This is a genomic window from Arthrobacter sp. B0316-5-4 (assembly GCF_059090325.1).
The window spans coordinates 89,565-108,072 of record NZ_JBNHFN010000003.1; the positions used below are offsets into that span (position 1 = coordinate 89,565).

Here is an 18,508-nt window from a genome sequence, read left to right on the forward strand (position 1 = left end):
ATTTCTGTGCCGCGCGCAGCTTAGGTGTTTGTTACCTGGTCGGCCGTTTCTTTTGCCATTGCGCTGCATGCCAAAACAGGAGGGCGGCGGTGAGCAGGACCGCCGCGAGAAGGGCATACGGTGCGTTGGAGAGCATCAGGAAATTCAGTTGGGCGGACTCCGGCCCTTGGTTGGACGTGGGCGTGATGATTGCGGACGTGGCTGTGGTCAGCGCCCACGTCCCGAACCACACCAGCCCTACATCCAAAACCCACAGCGCAATCACGAATGGGTTGACGGAAAAGCGGGAACTCCCGGGGTCAGCAGGCTCGGGTACATGCGGACTGATCGCTTTGACGGCATTGCCGTGTTCGTCAATCTCACGGAAGCCGATGCGCTCGTGAACGTGGTCCTTCATGGGATCCCCCAGCCGCTGGCCGTCGATGGTTCCTTGCACTCTACCCCCTTCCGCTGACACCCCAGATGGCAATCCTGCAGTACCCGGAGGCAGGGATGAAGGCCAACATTGTGCACTCCGGAGGGTCACAAGGAAAGTCAATGACGCTTCGACACCGTACAAAACCGCTTGAAACCGCCTTCTAAGCGAAATAGGTCACAAAAGTTTGACGGAAAGGCTTACCTAAGTAAGGCTTACCTTGCTAACAAGCGCCCAACGCAATGGAAGGAAGCTGACGTGACGTCACCCAGTGTCGAAGAGCGGATCGCTCAGGAGCAGGATTTTGGCTCCAAAGTGGAACTGGCCCTCGCTGCCACCAACCAGCTGTTCAACGCACGAAATTCGCCCAGTTACGTCGCGCAGGTCCTTCAAGGAGTAAATGCCGTCTCCACCAAGGTGCAGCGGACCGCTAAGCCGTTCACCGGCGTCGGGCATGCTGAACTGAAGGCCAAGGTTGGCGCCGTCGACCTCGAACGTCCCCTGCCCGATACGGCAGCGGCCCTCGAGGAGCTTGACGAGCTGTACCTCAAGGACGCCATCTACTTCCACGACGCCCGCTACGCGGCCCACCTCAACTGCCCGGTAGTCATCCCGGCGCTGGTTGGCGAGGCTGTGCTCTCGGCAGTGAACTCGTCCATGGACACCTGGGACCAGAGCGCAGGCGCCACCATGATCGAGCGCCGCTTGATCGACTGGACCGCTGAGCGCATCGGCTTCACCGCTGACGCGGACGGTGTGTTCACCTCGGGTGGCAGCCAGTCCAACTTCCAGGCCCTGCTGATTGCGCGCAATCACGCGGTGGCCAAGCTACGTGTTGGACACCCCGACGCCCGCCTGCCGCACCTGCTGGACCGGCTGCGGATCTTCACGTCCGCAGACAGCCACTTCAGCATCCAAAAGTCAGCCTCAATGCTGGGCCTGGGATTCGACGCCGTCGTCGCCATACCCACCACCGAGGACCACCGAATGGACCCCACCGCGCTTGCGGCTGCTTTGGCAGAAGCGCACGACGCCGGGCTGGTACCCATGGCGGTTGTGGCGACCGCCGGGACCACGGACTTTGGTTCGGTTGACCCTCTGGCGGAGCTGGCCGCCCTGGTGCGGGCCTATGATTCCTGGCTGCACGTCGATGCCGCGTACGGGGGAGGGCTCATTGTGTCCGGCCGTTACCGGAACCTCCTGGACGGGATCCACCTGGCCGACTCCGTCACCGTGGACTTCCACAAAACATTCTTCCAGCCGGTCAGCTCAAGCGCGGTGCTGGTCCGCAATGGCTCCATGATGGGCCATGTCACCTACTACGCGGACTACCTCAATCCTGAGAGTGCCGCCAAGGCCGAAATCCCCAACCAAGTGGACAAGAGCATCCAAACCACGCGTCGCTTCGACGCCCTCAAGCTCTGGCTCACGCTGCGCATCATGGGCGCGGAGGCCATTGGTGCGCTCTTTGACGAAGCGATCGACCTCGCGGGACGTGTGGGAACCTTGCTTGCCGACGATGCCGAATTCGAGCTGGCCGCCACGCCGCAGCTGAGCACTTTGGTGTTCCGCTACCGCCCTGTGGTCGACGCTGCTGTCATAACTGATGATGCAGCCGATGCCATCAATCCCGCCATCCGTGCAGCGATTTTCGCCTCGGGTGACGCGGTCGTGGCAGGCACCAAGGTGGCCGGCCACCACTACCTCAAATTCACCCTCCTCAACGCTGAGGCCTCCCTGGGGGACATCCAGGAAATCATCGAACTTATTCGCAGGACCGGCGCCAGCCTCCTCGCAGAAACCACGGAGGCCGCCGCGTGATCACCCCAAACAACGGCAGGATTTACGACGTCGCAGGCATAGGCGTCGGGCCCTTCAACCTGGGCCTGGCCGCGCTCAGCGAACCGGTGGAGGACCTCGATTGCGTGTTCCTGGATCGCCGGGAATCCTTCGATTGGCACCCGGGCATGATGCTGGAGCCGGCGCACCTGCAGGTCCCGTTCATGGCGGACCTCGTTACCCTGGCCGACCCGACGTCCCGGTTCTCGTTCCTGAACTTCCTGAAGCAGACCGGCCGCCTGTACCGCTTCTATATCCGCGAGAACTTCTACCCCCTGCGCGCCGAGTACAACCAGTACTGCCAGTGGGTGGCGGGTCAGCTTGAGTCGGTCCGTTTTAGCACGGATGTGCTGGATGTGACTTACGACGACGGCGTGTACCGCCTTTCGGTGCGGGGGCCCGGCGGCGATGAGGTGCTTCGCGCCCGGAAACTGGTCCTTGGCACGGGCACATCACCCTATGTCCCGGACGCCTGTGCAGGAATAGTCGACGCTGGAGGACTCGTCATCCACAACGCCGACTACCTGTCGAGGAAGAGTGAGCTGCAGTCCAAGCGCAGCATCACCATTGTCGGCAGCGGCCAGAGCGCGGCCGAGTTGTACTACGAACTCCTTCAGGAAATCGACGTCTACGGGTACCAGCTCAACTGGGTAACCCGCTCGGGCCGCTTCTTCCCGCTCGAGTACACCAAACTCACACTTGAGATGACCTCGCCGGAGTACGTGGACTACTTCCACTCACTCCCGGGCGAGCAGCGCGATTCCTTGATCAAGAACCAGAAGAACCTGTACAAGGGCATCAACTCGGACCTGATCGACGACATCTACGATCTCCTCTACACCAAGAGCCTCTCCGGCATGGTGGACACCCAACTACACACTCACTCGTCGCTGACTGCCGCCGGGTGGGATGCTTCCGCCGGGGTCCATACACTCCAGCTGCACCACGAAGAACACGGCCGCGACTACTCATTGGACTCCGAGGCCGTGGTCCTCGCCACCGGCTACACCTACAAGGAGCCCGTCTTCCTGGCCGGCATCCAGGACCGAATCCGCCGCGACTCCAAGGGCCGCTTCGACGTCGAGCGCAACTATGGAACCGGCGTCGAACCCGGCGAAATCTTCGTCCAGAACGCGGAGCTGCACACCCACGGCTTCGTCACCCCGGACCTGGGCATGGCCGCCTACCGCAACTCCTGCATCCTGCGAGAAATCACGGGCCGGGAGGTCTATCCGATCGAGCGCAGCATCGCGTTCCAACAATTCGGCGCACCGGCTCCTGTGGCTGCAAACCTCGCGGAGACAGCTGGAGCAACCGTATGAGCTTCACGTTCCGGCCCGTGGATCCCGTGGCCGATGCACCCGTCCTCCACAGCTGGGTCAGCCAGGAGTACGCCCGGTTCTGGGGCATGGTTTCGTCCACAGAGCAGGATGTTGTGGAGGAATACTCGAAGATCGCCGAATCGGGCCACCACCAGGCATTCCTGGGGCTCGACGGCGGTGTCCCCGCCTTCCTCATGGAACGGTACCGCCCCGAATCGTCGCCGTTGGCGGACGTGTACGAGGTCCAGGACGGCGACATAGGAATGCACCTCCTGGTGTCCCCGCCCAGTGGCGAGCCGCAGCCGGGCTTCACCACCGCCGTCATGCAGTCCGTGATGGCCGAACTGTTCGCCGACCCCGCAACACGGCGGGTCGTCGTCGAGCCTGACGCCCGCAACCACAAGATCCACGTCCTGAATGAAAAGGTGGGCTTCCGGCCGTACGGCGTGGTGACCCTTCCCGCCGTCGACCCTGCGGAGGACCACAAGCAGGGGCTCCTGAGCTTCTGTACCCGCGAGGACTTTCTTGCCACCCTGACCCCAATTCTGGCCGCGCCCGCCGCGGCGACCAGAGGAGAATCCCTGTGACCACCACTGCTGATAACGTGACCACCGCGGCTGCTGCTCTGGTGTCCCACCTGACACCTGAGCGCTGGGCCATAGCCAACCGCCACGTGGTCCGCAAGGCGATTGCCGAGTTTTCGCACGAACGGATCCTGGTTCCGGAGCTGATCCGCGACGAAGGCGCCGGCGTTGGCCTGTACAAGGTGGTAAGCGACGATGACGCGACGGAATACCGCTTCCGGGCGCGCGTCCTGCAGCTGGAGCACTGGTCTGTTGCCGCGGAATCCATCCTTCGGTTGCGGGATGGCCAGGAGCTTCCGGTGGACGCCTTGGACTTCATTGCCGAATTCCACGAAGCCCTGGCCATCCGCCAGGACATGCTGCCCGTGTACCTCGAGGAAATCAGCAGCACGCTGGCCAGCCACGCGTACAAGCAGGGCAAACCTTTCAGTTCGGCCGAGTTGGCGGCGGGAATCACGGGCGGCGCCGACCGGGCCGCGGATTTCCAGGCGATCGAGCACAGCATGACCGAGGGGCATCCTTGCTTCGTGGCCAACAACGGCAGGCTGGGATTCGGTATTGCGGACTACCACGCGTTCGCGCCGGAGACCGGTGCAACGGTGAAGCTGCAGTGGATCGCCGTGCACCGCAGCAAAGCGGTGTTCACCTCGAGCGCGGGGCTCGATTACCGCACCCACTTCGAAGCTGAACTGGGACCCGCCACCTTGGCGTGGTTCAACGCCCAACTTTCCGCATCCGGCCTGGATCCAGAGGAGTACCTCCTCATGCCGGTCCACCCATGGCAGTGGGACAACAAGCTCACGGTGACGTTCGCGGCAGAAATCGCCCAGCGCCACATCGTGAACCTGGGCTCGGGCGAGGATTCTTACCAGGCTCAGCAGTCCATCCGCACGTTCTTCAACACCACCGCACCGGAGAAGGCGTACGTCAAAACGGCCATGTCCGTGCTGAACATGGGCTTCATGCGTGGGCTCTCGCCGCAATACATGAAGGCAACGCCGGCCGTCAACGATTGGTTGCAGGAATTGATCGGCAATGACCAGGAGCTCCAGAACCGGGGCCTGGCCGTGATCCGTGAAACCGCGGCCATCGGCTATCACAACCACTATTACGAGGCTGCTTCGGCCAAGGGTTCGCCCTACCGGAAGATGCTCTCGGCCCTGTGGAGGGAAAGTCCGCTGCCGTTGCTCAAGGACGGACAGCAGCTGGCCACCATGGCGTCGCTCCTGCATGTGGACCAGGCCGGAGCCTCCATGGTCACGGCACTCATGAAACGTTCAGGCTTGGCTCCCACTGAATGGCTTCGCCGCTACTTCGAGGCCTATCTTGTGCCGTTGCTTCACTGCCTCTACGAGTATGAGCTCGCGTTCATGCCGCACGGCGAAAACGTGATCCTGATCCTCGAGAATGGCGTGCCTGTCCGGGCGATCATGAAGGACATTGCCGAGGAAATCGTGGTGATGGGGGACCGGCTGGAGCTCCCCGAAGACGTGTCCCGCATCAAAGCCGACATCCCTGCGGAGGAGATGGTGCTGGCTATCTTCACCGACGTGTTCGACTGTATCTTCCGGTTCCTGGGGGCGATCCTTGTGGAGGACGGGACGCTCAGCGAGGACGATTTCTGGGGAACCGCCGCAACTGTTGTGAAGGAGTACCAGCAGCGCCACCCGGAGCTCGCGGACCAGTTCGCCATGCATGATGTATTCGCCCCGGACTTCGAACTGTCGTGCCTCAACCGACTCCAGCTGAGGAACAATCAGCAAATGCTGGACATCTCGGATCCATCGGGTGGCCTCCAGATGGCGGGGCGCCTGGCCAATCCGCTGGCGAAGTTCGCCTGATAGTCCGTGAGGGGTTAGCTCTCGGCACTCTCGAGGTGCCCAAAGGGGCGGGAGCTAACCCCTCGGGGTGCGGGCGGCTAGTCTTGGCCCATGACGACTCGAGCCAATGAACTCACCGCCCTGGTCACTGGTGCGACGGCGGGAATCGGCGCTGAATTCGCCCGCCAACTCGCCGAAGCGGGGCACCACCTGGTCCTGGTGGCCCGTGACGAGCAGCGCCTCAAAGAAAAAGCCGCAGAGCTTGAACGCGACTTCAGTATCTCGGCGGAGGTCCTGTCTGCAGACCTGACCACCGACGTCGGCGTTTCGGCAGTAGCGGACCGTCTCAGGGACGCCGAAAGGCCCGTTGACGTGCTGGTGAACAACGCAGGCCTGGGACTCCTGAAGTCGTTCGAGCGTAACGAGTTGGAGGAAGAACGCCGCCATCTGCGGCTGCATGTCCAGACGCCCATGGAGCTGTGCCATGCAGCCCTTGAGGTGATGTTGCCACGTGGCCGGGGCAGGATTATCAACGTCGCCAGCGTTGCCGCGTTCGCCAACAGGGGCACGTACTCCGCCGCAAAGGCGTGGCAAGTGACCTTCAGCCGGTGGGCCAACCTCAGCTATGCGAAATCCGGCGTCCAAGTCACTGCCGTGTGCCCGGGTTTTACGCATACGGAATTCCACGACCGGATGGGCATGGACAAATCCGTGGCACCCCGGTTCCTGTGGCTGACCGCCGAACGCGTGGTCCGTGAAGGTCTGGAAGACAACGCCAAGGGCAAAGGCGTTTCCATCCCCACCAAGCGCTACAAAGTGGTCAGCTTCTTTGCGCGCGTCCTGCCGGCAAAGCTGACTTCGGGCCCGCCACGTCGGCCGCTGGAGCCTTAACTTTCACGCGCGAACCCTTCAACGAGTCGCGCGAGCGGGTCGGGTGCGTGTCCTGTTGGTAAAGCGGCGACCAACAAGGGCGCGTAGCGGATCTTGTTGCCGCTGCGGCCGCCGAAGAACCGGCGCAACTGTGCCGGTACCGGCTGCCCGCGCTGCGATGGCTGGCGTTGGAGGAGCCGAAACGACGCAAGCTCACCCTGGGCGTTAATGACGTCGAGCACGGCATCGACGCCGAGGCAGCGGATGAGTTCGTCCTCAAGATCGGCCCGACAAACATGGAACCCCAGCTCGTCCAGCGGCCCGGATCCGAGCCCGGCCCTTTCAAGCGCGCGGGCTATGCCCCGCGATTCGCCTTCGTCGCAAAGGCCCAGGAGCCGGTGGTTCGCCCCACCCGGACCGTAACGGTCCAGGAAGCGGACGATGCTCGTGGCGCCTCCCATGGGAACCACCGTGATCTGCTCTGCAAGCAGGTCATGTCCGCAACGACGAGCGAGCGATTCGACCGCGAGCCGGTCACTTTCGCCCTCGACCAACACCGTTGTCGCCTGCATTGAACCAGTATGACTTACGGCCCTTAAGCGGTGGGCTTTGCCCGGGGCGCCCGCACAAGAACGGCGACGGCGATGCCCACCACCGCCCCGACGAACGTCTCGATGGCACGCTCCATCACCAGCACGCCCGGATCCATGGGCGACGCGAGTTGGGCGATCAGCAGGATCACCGGGGTGAAGAACACCATCGCCCAGCCATAGTGCCGGGCCATGAACAGCTCCGTGGGGAACTGGCACAGGACCACCACCACAGCCAGGACCACGGCGGCGTGGCCGGGAAAGTACTGTAGGGGCGACAGTGGACTGGGGAAAAGTACGACGGCGACCACCACCAGCCCGAGGAACGTCCCCACGATGCGGTGGATGCCCCGGTGGACGCGGCTGGGGAGGTCGGCGCCAGCGAGCGGCACCGCCGCTGCGGCCATGGCCCAGTGCGGGTGGCCGCTCACGCTCAACACGCCGATGACTCCCGCTGCGCCAACCGCCAACATGTAGCGGGTCGCATGGACAAGTGCCGCTTGGCGCAAGGGCCCGCTGAGCACGGGAACGTCACGGGCAGCGCCGGCCACCCAAGTGCGGTGCCGGAACCAGCCGGCAAAACCGACCACCAGGGAGAAGGCGGCCGACGCGGCCCCGATGAGTATCGCCGTCGTGAATGGGACGCTGGTTGGCACCGAAGCGCAGGCGCCCAGGGCGAGGATGCCAAAGAACGGACCGATTGGCTTCAGCCGCACGGCATCGGCATACAACGAGCCGAGTCCTGCGAAGAGGGTAGCCACCAGCACCAACCACCACGAGTGGATGTGGTTCACGGACAGGACGACGCCGATACTCAACCCGCCCACAAGGATCAGCGCGGCCTGTGCCTGGTGCTTGAGCCGGAGCTGGTGGGTTTCGTTGCGGCCGTACATTCCGGTCAGGCCGCCGAAGACTGCGTACATCATGAGATCGGGGCGCCCAATAAGGACCAGGACCAGCCCCGGCAAGGCAACGCTGAGCGCAACGCGAACGGCTGAGAGGCGATCGTTGTTGGCAGGGCCAAGCCGGTGGAGTTCACGGGCGTGCGTCAACAGCGCGGGCACAGGGAACACCACCAATCATCACGGGTATGCTTTCGAAATTAGCAGGGTGCCGGACATGCCGCTATAAGCCCGGTCACAACACGTGGTGAACTGGGGCATTCGGAAGCAGGAAGGTCTGGGAAGATCAACATATGCCTGTTGCTTTCGTTTGCCGCACCCGCTCCGCCATGCCGCCGCAGGAGCTGTTCGATCTTTCGCGGAACATCGACGCCCACGTGGGCTCGATGACCAAGAGCCGCGAGAAGGCGGTTGCAGGTGTCACAACAGGCCTGATCTCGGAAGGCCAGACTGTCACCTGGCAGGCCTGGCACCTCGGAGTCCGGTTCCGCATGACCAGCCGCATCGTGCGGATGGAGGCTCCGGCGTCGTTCTCTGACGAACAGGTGAAGGGCCCTTTCAAGTACCTCCGCCACACCCACGAGTTCCGCCCGGACGGCAGCGGAACACTGATGGTGGACACCATCGAGTTCGCTGCGCCTTTCGGGCCGCTCGGCCGCCTGGCGGAAAAGCTGATCCTCGCCCGGTACATGCAAAACCTCATTGAAAAGCGCAACGAATTCCTGGTGGCACAGGCACCTCCGGCGCTGGACGCACGGCAATGATCCGGCTCGCCCACGCCGATGACCTGCAGATGATGCAGGACATTGAACGTGCCGCGGGGGAAGCCTTCCGCCAGCTTGGCATGGACTCGATAGCGGACGACGAGCCATTTCCCGTGGAGAAGCTGGGCGCCTACGCGGCTGCGGGGCGTGCATGGGTGTACGTCGACGGGCTTGACTACCCGGTGGCGTATCTCCTGGCCGACGTCGTGGACGGGGAAGGCCATGTGGAACAGGTCAGCGTCCACCCCGACCAGGCCCATCAGGGCCTTGGCCGCGAACTGCTCCACGCCGCCCGCGTCTGGGCCAGGGGCCACGGAATGCACCGGCAGTCCCTCACTACTTTCCGGGACGTGCCCTGGAACGCGCCGTACTACCGGCGGCTCGGCTTCGAAGTGCTCGACGCCGGCGCCTGGGGTCCTGAGTTGACTCGCCTGATGCAGCACGAGGCCGAGGTGGGGCTGGCCCGCTGGCCGCGGGTGGCGATGTGGCGCCCGGTAGCGCCACCCACCTAGCTGGCAGCCACCAGCGGCAGCGTCAGGCTGAGGTGCGCTCCGGTGGGGCTCGAATGTGCCTGCGCGGTGCCTTGATGCGCTTTAGCCACGCTGTGCACCACGGCGAGTCCCAAGCCTGATCCGGCCACGCTTCGTGCGTTGGTTGAACGGTAGAACCTGTCGAAAACGTGGGCCAGATCCTGCGCCGGTATGCCGGGACCCGTATCCCGCACATCCAAGGTGACGGTGCGCTCGGCCGCCGTCAGAGCCAGCCTGACCTGGCCGGCGCCGGGGGTGAACTTGCCGGCATTGTCCAGCAGGTTCGCGATCGCACGGGCAAGCCTGGCTCGTTCGCCGGACACCAGGATGTGCTGTCCGGATCCTTCCAGGGACCAAGTGATGGACGGGTAGCGGCGTTGGGCGTTCTCCAAGCAATAGAGAACAAGCTCGTTAAGGTCCATTTCCTCCGTGAAGGACGGTGCCTCTTCATGGCGGGCCAAGTCGATCAGATCTTCAACAAGGGACTGCATACCCATGAGTTCATGTTCCACGGCCACTGTGATGCGTTCTTTGCTCCCCTGGTCCAGGTCAGGATTCTTGAGCATCGCAGCATTGGTCCGCAGCGATGTCAGGGGAGCCGTAGCTCATGCGAGGCATCGGCAATCAGCTGTTCCTGCTGGCGGCGGGACTGCTCCAATTCGACAAGCATGGTGTTGAAGGCGGTGCCGAGCTTGTCGATCTCCATGGTGTTGCTTCGAGGAATTCTGATACCGGTGTTGCCGGTTTGGGCGATGTTCTCGGCTACTGTTGTCAGCCGGTCCACGGGTCGGAGCCCGCGTCTGGCTGCCACATAGGCCGTGCCTGCTGCAACAAGAAGGGCGCCAAGAACAGTGGCTGCCAAGAGCCAACCGAGACGCTCAAAGGATGCCAGCACCCTGTCGTCCCTGACTCCAACCACCAGTGCACGCTGGTTTGGCAGCGGCCTCACATAAACACGGATTGGATCGTCGCCGATGGTCGCTTCCGTGAAAAAGGCGGCAGCACCACCGGAAGCTACCTCGCGCATCTGCCCGGTGATGGGCAACGCCGGCCCCGCCCCGGCGTCGGGGTCTTCAGTGGGCGTTGGCGCCACGACCTGTGCGCATGCCGGCGAACGGACCCAGGTGCATTGCGAAAAGCCCTGCCAGTTGGGGTCGGTCTGGATCAGCTGGATAATTCGATCTGATTCCCGTCTCAGGGAGAGGTCCTCGTTCTTGCGCAGTTCATGGCCCACCAGGATGTAAACCAGAACTGCGAACACCAAAACGGTGAGGGTGATGGCTGCAGCAATCACCAGGGTCATTCTCAATCTCAGCGTCACGACGCGGCCAAGCGGTAGCCGATGCCGCGCACTGTCTGGATAAGCCGTGGTTCACCCTCAGCTTCGAGTTTCCGGCGCAGGTAGCTGACGTAAACCTCCAGTGAATTGGACGCCGGAGTCATGGCATATCCCCATACAGCGTCGCTGATCTGGCTGCGGCTCAGCGCCTGCTCCGGGTTCTCCGCCAACACGCAGAGGAGGGCGTACTCGGTGCTGCTCAGGTCGATCCACCGTCCGTGGTGCTTCACTGCATGGGCCTCGGGTACCAGCTCCAACCCGTGGTAACCGGCGGGATGCTGCGGAGGACGGGACGTCCGGCGTGCCATAGCCCGCAACCGTGCCAGCAATTCGTGGGGATCAAAAGGCTTGGAAAGATAATCGTCAGCTCCTGCGTCCAACCCTGCAACGCAATCAGCTACGTCGCTCCGGGCCGTCAGGAGCAGGATCGGAATCGCATTGCCGGCGGCCCTGAGCATCCGGCAAAGGCCGAGTCCGTCCATCACGGGCATGAGAACGTCCGCCACCAGCAAATCAGGGGACGTCGCGGCCACCCTTTCCAGTGCTTCCCTGCCGTCAGCCGCCGCTTCCACCTGGTAATCGGCAGCTTCCAGCAAGGAGTGCAAGGAGCTTCTGATTTCCGGATCGTCGTCCACGATCAGGACTGTAATGGGCTCCGTCATGGCCACCAGCATAGTTTGCGGGGTTTCAGAATCCTTTAACGTCTCTTCTGAACCATGGAGCCATGGATAAGGACACCGGAACCACCTATGCAACCGCCACGCAGCGGGGACTGCTTGAGTCCCGGCGCCGTCCGCGGGCCAGGGATTGGGTGGTGGCTGCGCTCGCAGCAGCTTGCACGGCACTGCTTTTAGGCCATGACATGGTGCCGGAGGCCAACGGGATGGCACTGTTCATCGAGAGCTTCCTGCCTTGGCTGTGGGTGGTCATGGTGGTACTGCTGATTGTTGCGTTGCTATCCAAGGCCTGGTGGGGAGCCATCCCCGCGGGCGCGGCCCTCATTGCCTGGTGCTTGGTCTTCCTGCCGGTACTGATGACGGGGGTCGTCTCCGCATCGGCCGGGGGAGCGGCGGAGACAACGAACGCCACTGACACGGGAAAAGCGAGCGGCTGGACCATTGCTTCCCAGAACATACGCGCAGGAAATCCCGACGCAGACGCAACCGTCAAGAAGCTGATTGGGTCAGGTGCCGACGTCGTGGTCCTGCAGGAGCTCACCGGACCTGCCCTGAACCGGATATCCCCGCTGATGGATCGTGAATACGGGCACCGGCAAACAGCTGGAACCGTTGCGGTGTGGAGCCGGTTCCCCCTCAGCCAAGGTCAGCCGCTTGCTTTGGGGCTTGGCTGGTCACGAGCTCTGAGCGTGCAGTTGGAATCCCCGGACGGTCCCGTCCAGCTTTATGCCGTACATCTGCCCTCGGTTCGGCCCGGCGAGGTCAGCGGCAGGAACAATGGCCTCGCAAAGCTCGCACGGATCGTTGAGGCGGACACTTCGCCGCGCATGCTGGTGGTGGGCGACTTCAATGCCGCCACCACCGACCGTGCCTTCGCTCCATTGCTGACAGTTCTCGACGACGCCCGCGCCGGCTTCGGCTTCACGTGGCCCTCCCGCTTTCCCCTTACCAGGCCGGACCATATCTTGTACCGCGGGTTTACCATGACCGGAGCATCAGTGATCCCTTCTCCTGGCACAGACCACCTGGCCACGATGGCTCGGTTGCAGGCCGGGCCAACCCGTCCCACCTACCCAGCCACCAGCTCAACCTCGTAGCTGTCGGTGTTGATCAGGTACGCCGCGTAGTGATCCGGGCCGCCGGCGTGCGGGTACTTGGACTCGAACATTTCGTACCAGCCCGCGTCCGCACCGAGCTCGCGGATGCGATCCACGTTTTCCCGCGTGCCGGCGTGGAAGGCAACATGGTTGACGCCCGGATCGGTGCGGCGGTGCGCGGTGCCAGTGATGGCGTCGGAGCATTCCACCACGACGTAGGTTCCGCCGAGTCTCCAGCTGCAGCCGGTGGGCCACTCCTGGAACGGCTCATAACCGAGCTCACCCAGCAGCCATCCCCACTCGGCCCTTGCACGATCCAGCAATGGCACCCAGATTTCAAGATGGTGGATGGACCCCACAGACCCAGTTGCAACCTCACGCATGCGCCGAGTCTACGAGGTCCGGGCCCTTTCCACATCGGCGGCGCTCGCAGAGTCTCCTCGGGCCCGAAGCCCGGCAATGACACCATCCACGTCGGCGGGCGCACGGTTCTGGCTGAGTTTCGTCTTGGCCTCCACCCGGCTGATGACGAGTTCGACGCCGACAATCGCCCGCAGTTGCCCGGCAATGAACCGCTCGGGTGCTTCGTCCACCGTCCAGGGTTTGGGCATGGCGGCTTCGTTCTGGTTGGACAGGCGACGGACGTGCGTTGCCAGCCAGCCGGCGTCGTCGTGGATTATCAACTCGCCATAGGCGTGCGCAGTGGAGTAGTTCCACGTGGGTACCACGCGGCCGTGTTTGGCCTTGGACGCGTACCAAGAGGGCGAGATGTAGGCGTCGGCGCCCTGCACGATCATCAAAGCCTCACCGGCGACCGGCGAGGACCACTGGGGATTGTTGCGGGCCATGTGTGCCTGCAGCGCGCCATGCTCCCCAACCGAGGGGTCGTATACAAAGGGCAACAGGGTGGCCAGCAGTCCTTCGGGGGACATGGTGATGAGGTTGGCGGCGCCGTTCTGCGTGAGCATCGAGTCAAGTGCTTCCGGCGAAGCTGCGAAGTGCGCTGGGGTGTACATGCCAGGTGTCCTTTCGGGGTGATGGGTCTTAAGAGGCCGACGGCGGGTTGAGCCTGACGCGGACGGCCGCGCCTGCGCAGATAATCACGGCGAGGCCGCCTACCACGGTGGTCCAGCTCATGGTTTCCCCCAGTAGGAGCGCGGCCCATGCGATGCTCATGACTGGTTGGACCAGTTGGATTTGGCTGACCTGGGCCATGGGGCCGATGGCGAGTCCCCGGTACCAGGCGAAGAAGCCGAGGAACATGCTCACGACGCCCAAGTAAGCGAATCCCAGCCATTGAACGGGCGTGGCTGAGGGAATCCCGGACCCCAACGACAGGGCCGTCAGCAGGATCATCACGGGCGATGCCACCACCAATGCCCAGGAGATGGTCTGCCAGGCTCCGAGTTCGCGGGCCAATAACCCGCCTTCCGCGTATCCCACGGCTGCAGCCAGGACGGCGGCGAGCAGCAGGAGGTCGGCCCAGTGCAGGGCACCGAAACCGCCTGACTGCACCAGGGCGAAAGTAAGGGCTGCTATCACGCCCACTGCGGTGAGGACCCAGAACAGGGGGCGGGGTCGTTCCCGTCCCCGGATGACCGCTGCTGTGGCGGTGGCTGCCGGAAGGAGCGCAATGACCACCGCTCCGTGGCTGGCGGACGTGCTGGTGAGGGCGAAGGTGGTGAGCAAGGGGAAACCCGCGACGATGCCTCCTGCCACAACGGCCAGCCTGAACCATTGCAGGCCGCGGGGAAAGCGCTGCCGGGTCACGGACAGGGCCAGCGCAGCGAGTACGGCCGCCACTACAGCCCGGCCTGCGCCGATAAACAGGGGCGACAGTCCCTCCACAGCCACTCGGGTGAACGGGACGGTGAAGGAGAAGGCGATGACTCCCAGGAGACCCCACCACATGCCGGTGGATGTCTTGGTGGATATCACTGGCCGCGAAAGCGTAGTAGCGCTACTATTGTGACTCATGAATAACGATAGCAGTTCCCGAATTGCCGCGCGACTAAAAGAATGGATCGCCGCGGCCGCTCCGGGATCGAAACTGCCGTCTACGCGCCACCTCGTGGCCGAATACCAAGCGAGTCCGGTCACCGTCCAGAAGGCACTGCGGACGTTGACGTCCCAGGGACTGATCGAGAGTCGTCCCGGCGTGGGTACCTTCGTTCGTGCCTACCGCACAGCGCGGCCATCGGACTACGGATGGCAGACGGCGGCACTCAGGTCAGCCCATGCAGCGCGGCCCCTGAACTCGGCTGCCATGCGCAGCGCTTCCAACGACGTCATCGCCTTCCACTCCGGCTACCCGGACCGTGAACTCCTGCCCGAAAGGCTGGTCCGTGCCGCGCTGACCCGGGCAGCGCGAGGTGACTCCGCCCTGTCGAGGCCTCCGGCGCAAGGCCTCCCGGAACTGCAGTCGTGGTTCGCGCATGAGCTCAGTACCTCAATGCCCGTCGGCGTGACGCCGCCCCAGCCGAGCGACGTCGTCGTACTTCCCGGGAGCCAAAGCGGACTCAGCTCAATTTTCCGTGGACTGGTGGGGCACGGCCAGCCCCTGCTTGTGGAGTCGCCCAGCTATTGGGGCGCTTTGCTGGCCGCTGGCCAGGCAGGCGTAAACGTCATTCCCGTCCCCAGCGGCCCCGAGGGTCCCGATCCCGACGAGCTGGACCGGGCTTTCGAGGAATCCGGCGCGCGGCTGTTTTACGCGCAGCCGAACTTCGCCAACCCTACGGGAGCGCAGTGGTCGGCCAAGCGTGGCGAAGAGGTGCTGAGGATCGTGCAGCAACACGGAGCTTTCCTTGTGGAGGACGACTGGGCCCACGATTTCGGGATCACCGCTCCTTCCGCTCCGCTGGCGGCCAAGGATGATTCGGGCCACGTGGTTTACATCCGCTCGCTGACCAAAAGCGTGTCGCCGTCCGTTCGCATTGCGGCGATCATTGCCCGTGGGCCAGCGCGGGAGCGGATCATGGGGGCCCAGGCCGCAGAGTCGATGTACGTGAGCGGTTTGCTGCAGGCGGCAGCGCTCGACGTCGTCACGCAGCCCGGGTGGCAAACCCACCTACGCGGACTCAGCCATCAACTGCAGTCGCGGCGCGACCTCCTGGTCGCCAGCCTCGCGGAACACGTCCCCGAAGCCCACCTCAGCAACCTGCCCAAAGGCGGCTTGAACCTGTGGTTGCGGATGCCGGACGGGTTCGACGCCGAGCAGCTCACCAAGGATTGCGAAGCGGCTGGGGTGCTCATTGCTGCCGGGGCCGAGTGGTTCCCCGCAGAGCCCGAAGGGCCACACATCAGGCTCAACTATGCCGGCCCCAACCCCGGAGCTTTCCCGGAGGGCGCGCGGATTATTGGGGAAGCGGTGCGGAAGTTGCTGGGCTCTTAACAACCGTAGCCACCAACCTCAAGGAGAGCGCCTTGGGGCTGGTGGCTACGTTGGGCGGCGCATGGCCGCGAACTATCCGTGTCGCTTGCAGTGTTTGTCACTGCGCAGAAGTTGCAGGCAAAGAGTTCCTAAGCGGGTGTCATGTCCTTGTGGCCTTTGCCGAACACGGCGTCATCGATGGGCTGGCCGTCGAACGGCATCTCGTCCAGGTTGATGAGCGGGTTGGTGTCCTGCGTAGCCACGAGTTCGCGTGCTTCAGCCTGGGTGTCCACGCTGGGCATGGATCCCGGCAGCGGCCGCTGGGCGGACTCACGCAGGAAGTAGATGGCGATCGCACCCACAATCGAGGTGGCCATCAGGTAGTAGGCCGGCATCATGTCATCGCCAGTGCCCTCGATGAGGCCCTGCACGATGAAGGGCGTGGTTCCGCCGAAGATCGCTACCGAGAAGTTGTAGGCGATACCCATTCCGCCGTAGCGGCTGGACGTCGGGAACAGTGCCGGCAGGGCCGAGGCCAGGTTGGCGATGTAGAACGTCACAGGGAAGGCGATCATCGCGAGGCCGGCCAGCGTGGACCAGATCTCACCGATACCGATCAGGAGGAAGGCGGGGATGGCGAAGACAATGGTGCTGCCAGCGCCGATCCACAGGACGGGACGGCGGCCGATGCGGTCCGAGAGCCTACCGGTCAGCGGGATGCAAACGGCCATGATCACCAGGACCGGGATGGTCAGCAGCGTGCCGTGGACGGGGTCGTAACCCTTGGAATCCGTGAGGTACGTGGGCATGTAGGACGTCAGGGCATAGCCGACGGTGTTGGCTGCGGCTGCGAGGATCATCGCAAGGATGATCTGGCGCCAGTAGGCCTTGATGATGCCGACGGGACCCTTGGCAACAGCTGCGTCCTGCGAGGCAGCGTTCTTGGCAGTGGCCTCCTGGGCGTCCAGGGTTGCCTGGAACTGGGGGGACTCCTCGATCTTGCTACGGAAGTACACAGCGATCAGGCCCAGCGGACCGGCGATCAGGAACGGAATCCGCCAACCCCAGTCCTCCATTGCTGCCTGTCCGAGCGTAAGCTGCAGGACCGAAACAAGGGCGGCGCCGAGAGCGAAGCCAATGTAGCTGCCCATATCAAGGAAGCTGGCGAAGTAGCCACGGCGCTTATCCGGGGCGTACTCGCTCACGAAGGTTGTGGCACCGGCGTACTCGCCACCGGTGGAGAAGCCCTGGATGAGCTTCAGGATCACCAGCAACGCGGCGGCCCAGATGCCGATCTGCGCGTAACCGGGAAGGAGGCCGACGGCGAACGTACTTGCCGCCATGATCATCAGTGTTGCTGCGAGTACCTTCTGGCGGCCCACCTTATCGCCGAGCCAACCGAACACGACGCCGCCAAGGGGGCGTGCGATGAAGGTTGCGGCAAAGGTGCCCAGCAGGAAGAGTGTCTGGACGGACTTGTCTGCTTCAGGGAGGAAGACAGGGCCCATGGTGGTGATGAGGTAGCCGAAAACGCCGACGTCGTACCATTCCATGGTGTTGCCGACGATGGTGCCGCCGAGTGCTTTCCTCAGCATCGGCTTGTCCACCACGTTGACGTCGGACTCCTTGAGCCGGCGCTTCGGGCGAAGCTTGGTCTTCTTCGCCGCGTTCTTTACTGCGTTTACTGCGTTTGCGGCGGCCGGGTTGCGGCCTGCCGATATCTGGTGTCCTGTGGCGTTCCTTGCGCCATCCGGAGAGACGGTGTTGCTTTGGTCTGTGGGCATTTGGGCTTCTCCTAGGGAGGTCATTTGCTTGCGACTTCTGCTGCCCCGCTCTGGGCAGGCCTTCAATTTTACGCGGTTTCGGTCCAAAACCCGAGTTGAGATCGGATTTTTGGGCCGTTTGAGGGTGCAAATTGCCTAGCTGTGTTGCATCTCATTGCCCGCTCTTGCCCCGTGATCATGCGGATGTGGGCCGACTTTTGCCCACAAAGCGCGTTGTTACCAAATTGTTTAGCCAAGCCCACTTAACAGACAGGATTGGGGCCTAAAAACTGACGAATCGCTTGACCATCGTCGTGCTCATCGCGCGGCGGAACGTTGCCGGACGCCTTCTCAAAAGAGGGGCGAAAGCGACCACCGAGCGAGCGGGCATCACCGACACCCCGGGCATCATGGTCGGCGAGGTAGTCTCCATGGGGCAGAAGTTCCAAGCCTGAGGCGCGCTCCAACCTTCCCCTCGTAAACGTGGCTGGTAGAAGGTGCCGGTACCGAAGCATGATCCGACCAGGCAAGAACCGACTAAGAAGAAGCTCTTAAAAGCGCCACAGCCTGCGGCGCAAATTGTCCAGACAGCATCTGGACAATGGAATCCGGGCTGTCACTGGCCC

The 18,508-nt window shown here is 63.4% G+C and carries 20 protein-coding genes; 10 read left to right on the plus strand and 10 right to left on the minus strand.

Features of this window, described 5'->3' with window-relative positions; translation table 11 throughout:
• Positions 1-31: 31 nt before the first annotated feature.
• Entirely contained in the window at positions 32-436 is a 405-nt protein-coding gene (locus tag AC5RU9_RS08885; protein WP_494016149.1) for a hypothetical protein, read from the minus strand.
• A 237-nt stretch (positions 437-673) separates the two neighbouring features.
• Here AC5RU9_RS08885 and AC5RU9_RS08890 point away from each other — a divergent pair, with 237 nt between their 5' ends.
• The 5 genes from AC5RU9_RS08890 to AC5RU9_RS08910 all read left to right on the plus strand — a co-directional run bounded on the left by AC5RU9_RS08890 (position 674) and on the right by AC5RU9_RS08910 (position 6,871).
• Entirely contained in the window at positions 674-2,236 is a 1,563-nt protein-coding gene (locus AC5RU9_RS08890) for a pyridoxal phosphate-dependent decarboxylase family protein (RefSeq protein WP_494016150.1), read from the plus strand.
• A complete protein-coding gene (locus tag AC5RU9_RS08895) occupies positions 2,233-3,576 on the plus strand; it encodes a lysine N(6)-hydroxylase/L-ornithine N(5)-oxygenase family protein (protein WP_494016151.1) in 1,344 nt (447 codons plus the stop codon). The genes AC5RU9_RS08890 and AC5RU9_RS08895 overlap by 4 nt, the downstream gene beginning before the upstream one ends.
• Complete coding sequence (locus tag AC5RU9_RS08900; protein ID WP_494016152.1) at positions 3,573-4,163, plus strand: GNAT family N-acetyltransferase; 591 nt, start codon at positions 3,573-3,575, stop codon at positions 4,161-4,163. The genes AC5RU9_RS08895 and AC5RU9_RS08900 overlap by 4 nt, the downstream gene beginning before the upstream one ends.
• The gene (locus AC5RU9_RS08905) at positions 4,160-6,001 is read left to right on the plus strand and encodes an IucA/IucC family protein (RefSeq protein ID WP_494016153.1); all 1,842 of its coding nucleotides are present in this window, start codon (positions 4,160-4,162) and stop codon (positions 5,999-6,001) included. Before AC5RU9_RS08900 ends, AC5RU9_RS08905 begins: the two co-directional genes overlap by 4 nt.
• Before the next feature lie 90 nt (positions 6,002-6,091).
• A complete protein-coding gene (locus AC5RU9_RS08910) occupies positions 6,092-6,871 on the plus strand; it encodes an SDR family NAD(P)-dependent oxidoreductase (protein WP_211710960.1) in 780 nt (259 codons plus the stop codon).
• Here AC5RU9_RS08910 and AC5RU9_RS08915 read toward each other — a convergent pair.
• Both AC5RU9_RS08915 and AC5RU9_RS08920 read right to left on the minus strand, forming a co-directional pair.
• Positions 6,868-7,422, minus strand: coding sequence for a TOPRIM nucleotidyl transferase/hydrolase domain-containing protein (locus tag AC5RU9_RS08915; protein WP_494016154.1), 555 nt, complete (start codon positions 7,420-7,422; stop codon positions 6,868-6,870). The two genes, AC5RU9_RS08910 and AC5RU9_RS08915, sit on opposite strands and share 4 nt — an antisense overlap.
• Positions 7,423-7,445: 23 nt before the next feature.
• Positions 7,446-8,513 (minus strand): FUSC family protein, encoded by a 1,068-nt coding sequence (locus AC5RU9_RS08920; protein WP_494016626.1) that lies wholly within the window; start codon positions 8,511-8,513, stop codon positions 7,446-7,448.
• A gap of 122 nt (positions 8,514-8,635) precedes the next feature.
• On the opposite strand from AC5RU9_RS08920, the gene AC5RU9_RS08925 reads away from it, so the two are divergent.
• Positions 8,636-9,106, plus strand: coding sequence for an SRPBCC family protein (locus AC5RU9_RS08925; protein WP_211710957.1), 471 nt, complete (start codon positions 8,636-8,638; stop codon positions 9,104-9,106).
• Positions 9,103-9,618: a GNAT family N-acetyltransferase gene (locus tag AC5RU9_RS08930; RefSeq protein ID WP_494016155.1), complete on the plus strand. Its 516-nt coding sequence runs from the start codon at positions 9,103-9,105 to the stop codon at positions 9,616-9,618. Before AC5RU9_RS08925 ends, AC5RU9_RS08930 begins: the two co-directional genes overlap by 4 nt.
• Here the strand turns inward: AC5RU9_RS08930 and AC5RU9_RS08935 are convergent.
• From AC5RU9_RS08935 to AC5RU9_RS08945, 3 genes are read right to left on the minus strand one after another with little or no spacing between them, the layout of a single operon-like run.
• Positions 9,615-10,202, minus strand: coding sequence for a sensor histidine kinase (locus AC5RU9_RS08935; protein WP_494016156.1), 588 nt, complete (start codon positions 10,200-10,202; stop codon positions 9,615-9,617). The genes AC5RU9_RS08930 and AC5RU9_RS08935 overlap by 4 nt on opposite strands.
• Positions 10,203-10,225: 23 nt before the next feature.
• Positions 10,226-10,939, minus strand: coding sequence for a HAMP domain-containing protein (locus AC5RU9_RS08940; protein WP_494016157.1), 714 nt, complete (start codon positions 10,937-10,939; stop codon positions 10,226-10,228).
• Between the two features lie 14 nt (positions 10,940-10,953).
• Positions 10,954-11,637: a response regulator transcription factor gene (locus AC5RU9_RS08945; protein ID WP_494016158.1), complete on the minus strand. Its 684-nt coding sequence runs from the start codon at positions 11,635-11,637 to the stop codon at positions 10,954-10,956.
• A gap of 62 nt (positions 11,638-11,699) precedes the next feature.
• On the opposite strand from AC5RU9_RS08945, the gene AC5RU9_RS08950 reads away from it, so the two are divergent.
• Positions 11,700-12,749, plus strand: a complete 1,050-nt coding sequence (locus AC5RU9_RS08950; protein WP_494016159.1) for an endonuclease/exonuclease/phosphatase family protein — start codon at positions 11,700-11,702, stop codon at positions 12,747-12,749.
• Here the strand turns inward: AC5RU9_RS08950 and AC5RU9_RS08955 are convergent.
• From AC5RU9_RS08955 to AC5RU9_RS08965, 3 genes are read right to left on the minus strand one after another with little or no spacing between them, the layout of a single operon-like run.
• Positions 12,722-13,132, minus strand: a complete 411-nt coding sequence (locus AC5RU9_RS08955; protein ID WP_494016160.1) for a VOC family protein — start codon at positions 13,130-13,132, stop codon at positions 12,722-12,724. The two genes, AC5RU9_RS08950 and AC5RU9_RS08955, sit on opposite strands and share 28 nt — an antisense overlap.
• Positions 13,133-13,141: 9 nt before the next feature.
• The gene (locus AC5RU9_RS08960; protein ID WP_494016161.1) at positions 13,142-13,765 is read right to left on the minus strand and encodes an FMN-binding negative transcriptional regulator; all 624 of its coding nucleotides are present in this window, start codon (positions 13,763-13,765) and stop codon (positions 13,142-13,144) included.
• 28 nt (positions 13,766-13,793) lie between these two features.
• Positions 13,794-14,726, minus strand: a complete 933-nt coding sequence (locus tag AC5RU9_RS08965) for a DMT family transporter (RefSeq protein ID WP_494016162.1) — start codon at positions 14,724-14,726, stop codon at positions 13,794-13,796.
• Between AC5RU9_RS08965 and AC5RU9_RS08970 the strand changes: the two genes are divergently transcribed.
• Positions 14,725-16,140 (plus strand): aminotransferase-like domain-containing protein, encoded by a 1,416-nt coding sequence (locus tag AC5RU9_RS08970; RefSeq protein WP_494016163.1) that lies wholly within the window; start codon positions 14,725-14,727, stop codon positions 16,138-16,140. The two genes, AC5RU9_RS08965 and AC5RU9_RS08970, sit on opposite strands and share 2 nt — an antisense overlap.
• Before the next feature lie 128 nt (positions 16,141-16,268).
• On the opposite strand, the gene AC5RU9_RS08975 is transcribed toward AC5RU9_RS08970, so the two are convergent.
• A complete protein-coding gene (locus tag AC5RU9_RS08975) occupies positions 16,269-17,903 on the minus strand; it encodes an MFS transporter (RefSeq protein WP_211710951.1) in 1,635 nt (544 codons plus the stop codon).
• A 281-nt stretch (positions 17,904-18,184) separates the two neighbouring features.
• On the opposite strand from AC5RU9_RS08975, the gene AC5RU9_RS08980 reads away from it, so the two are divergent.
• Complete coding sequence (locus AC5RU9_RS08980; protein WP_494016164.1) at positions 18,185-18,337, plus strand: hypothetical protein; 153 nt, start codon at positions 18,185-18,187, stop codon at positions 18,335-18,337.
• Positions 18,338-18,508 lie beyond the last annotated feature (171 nt).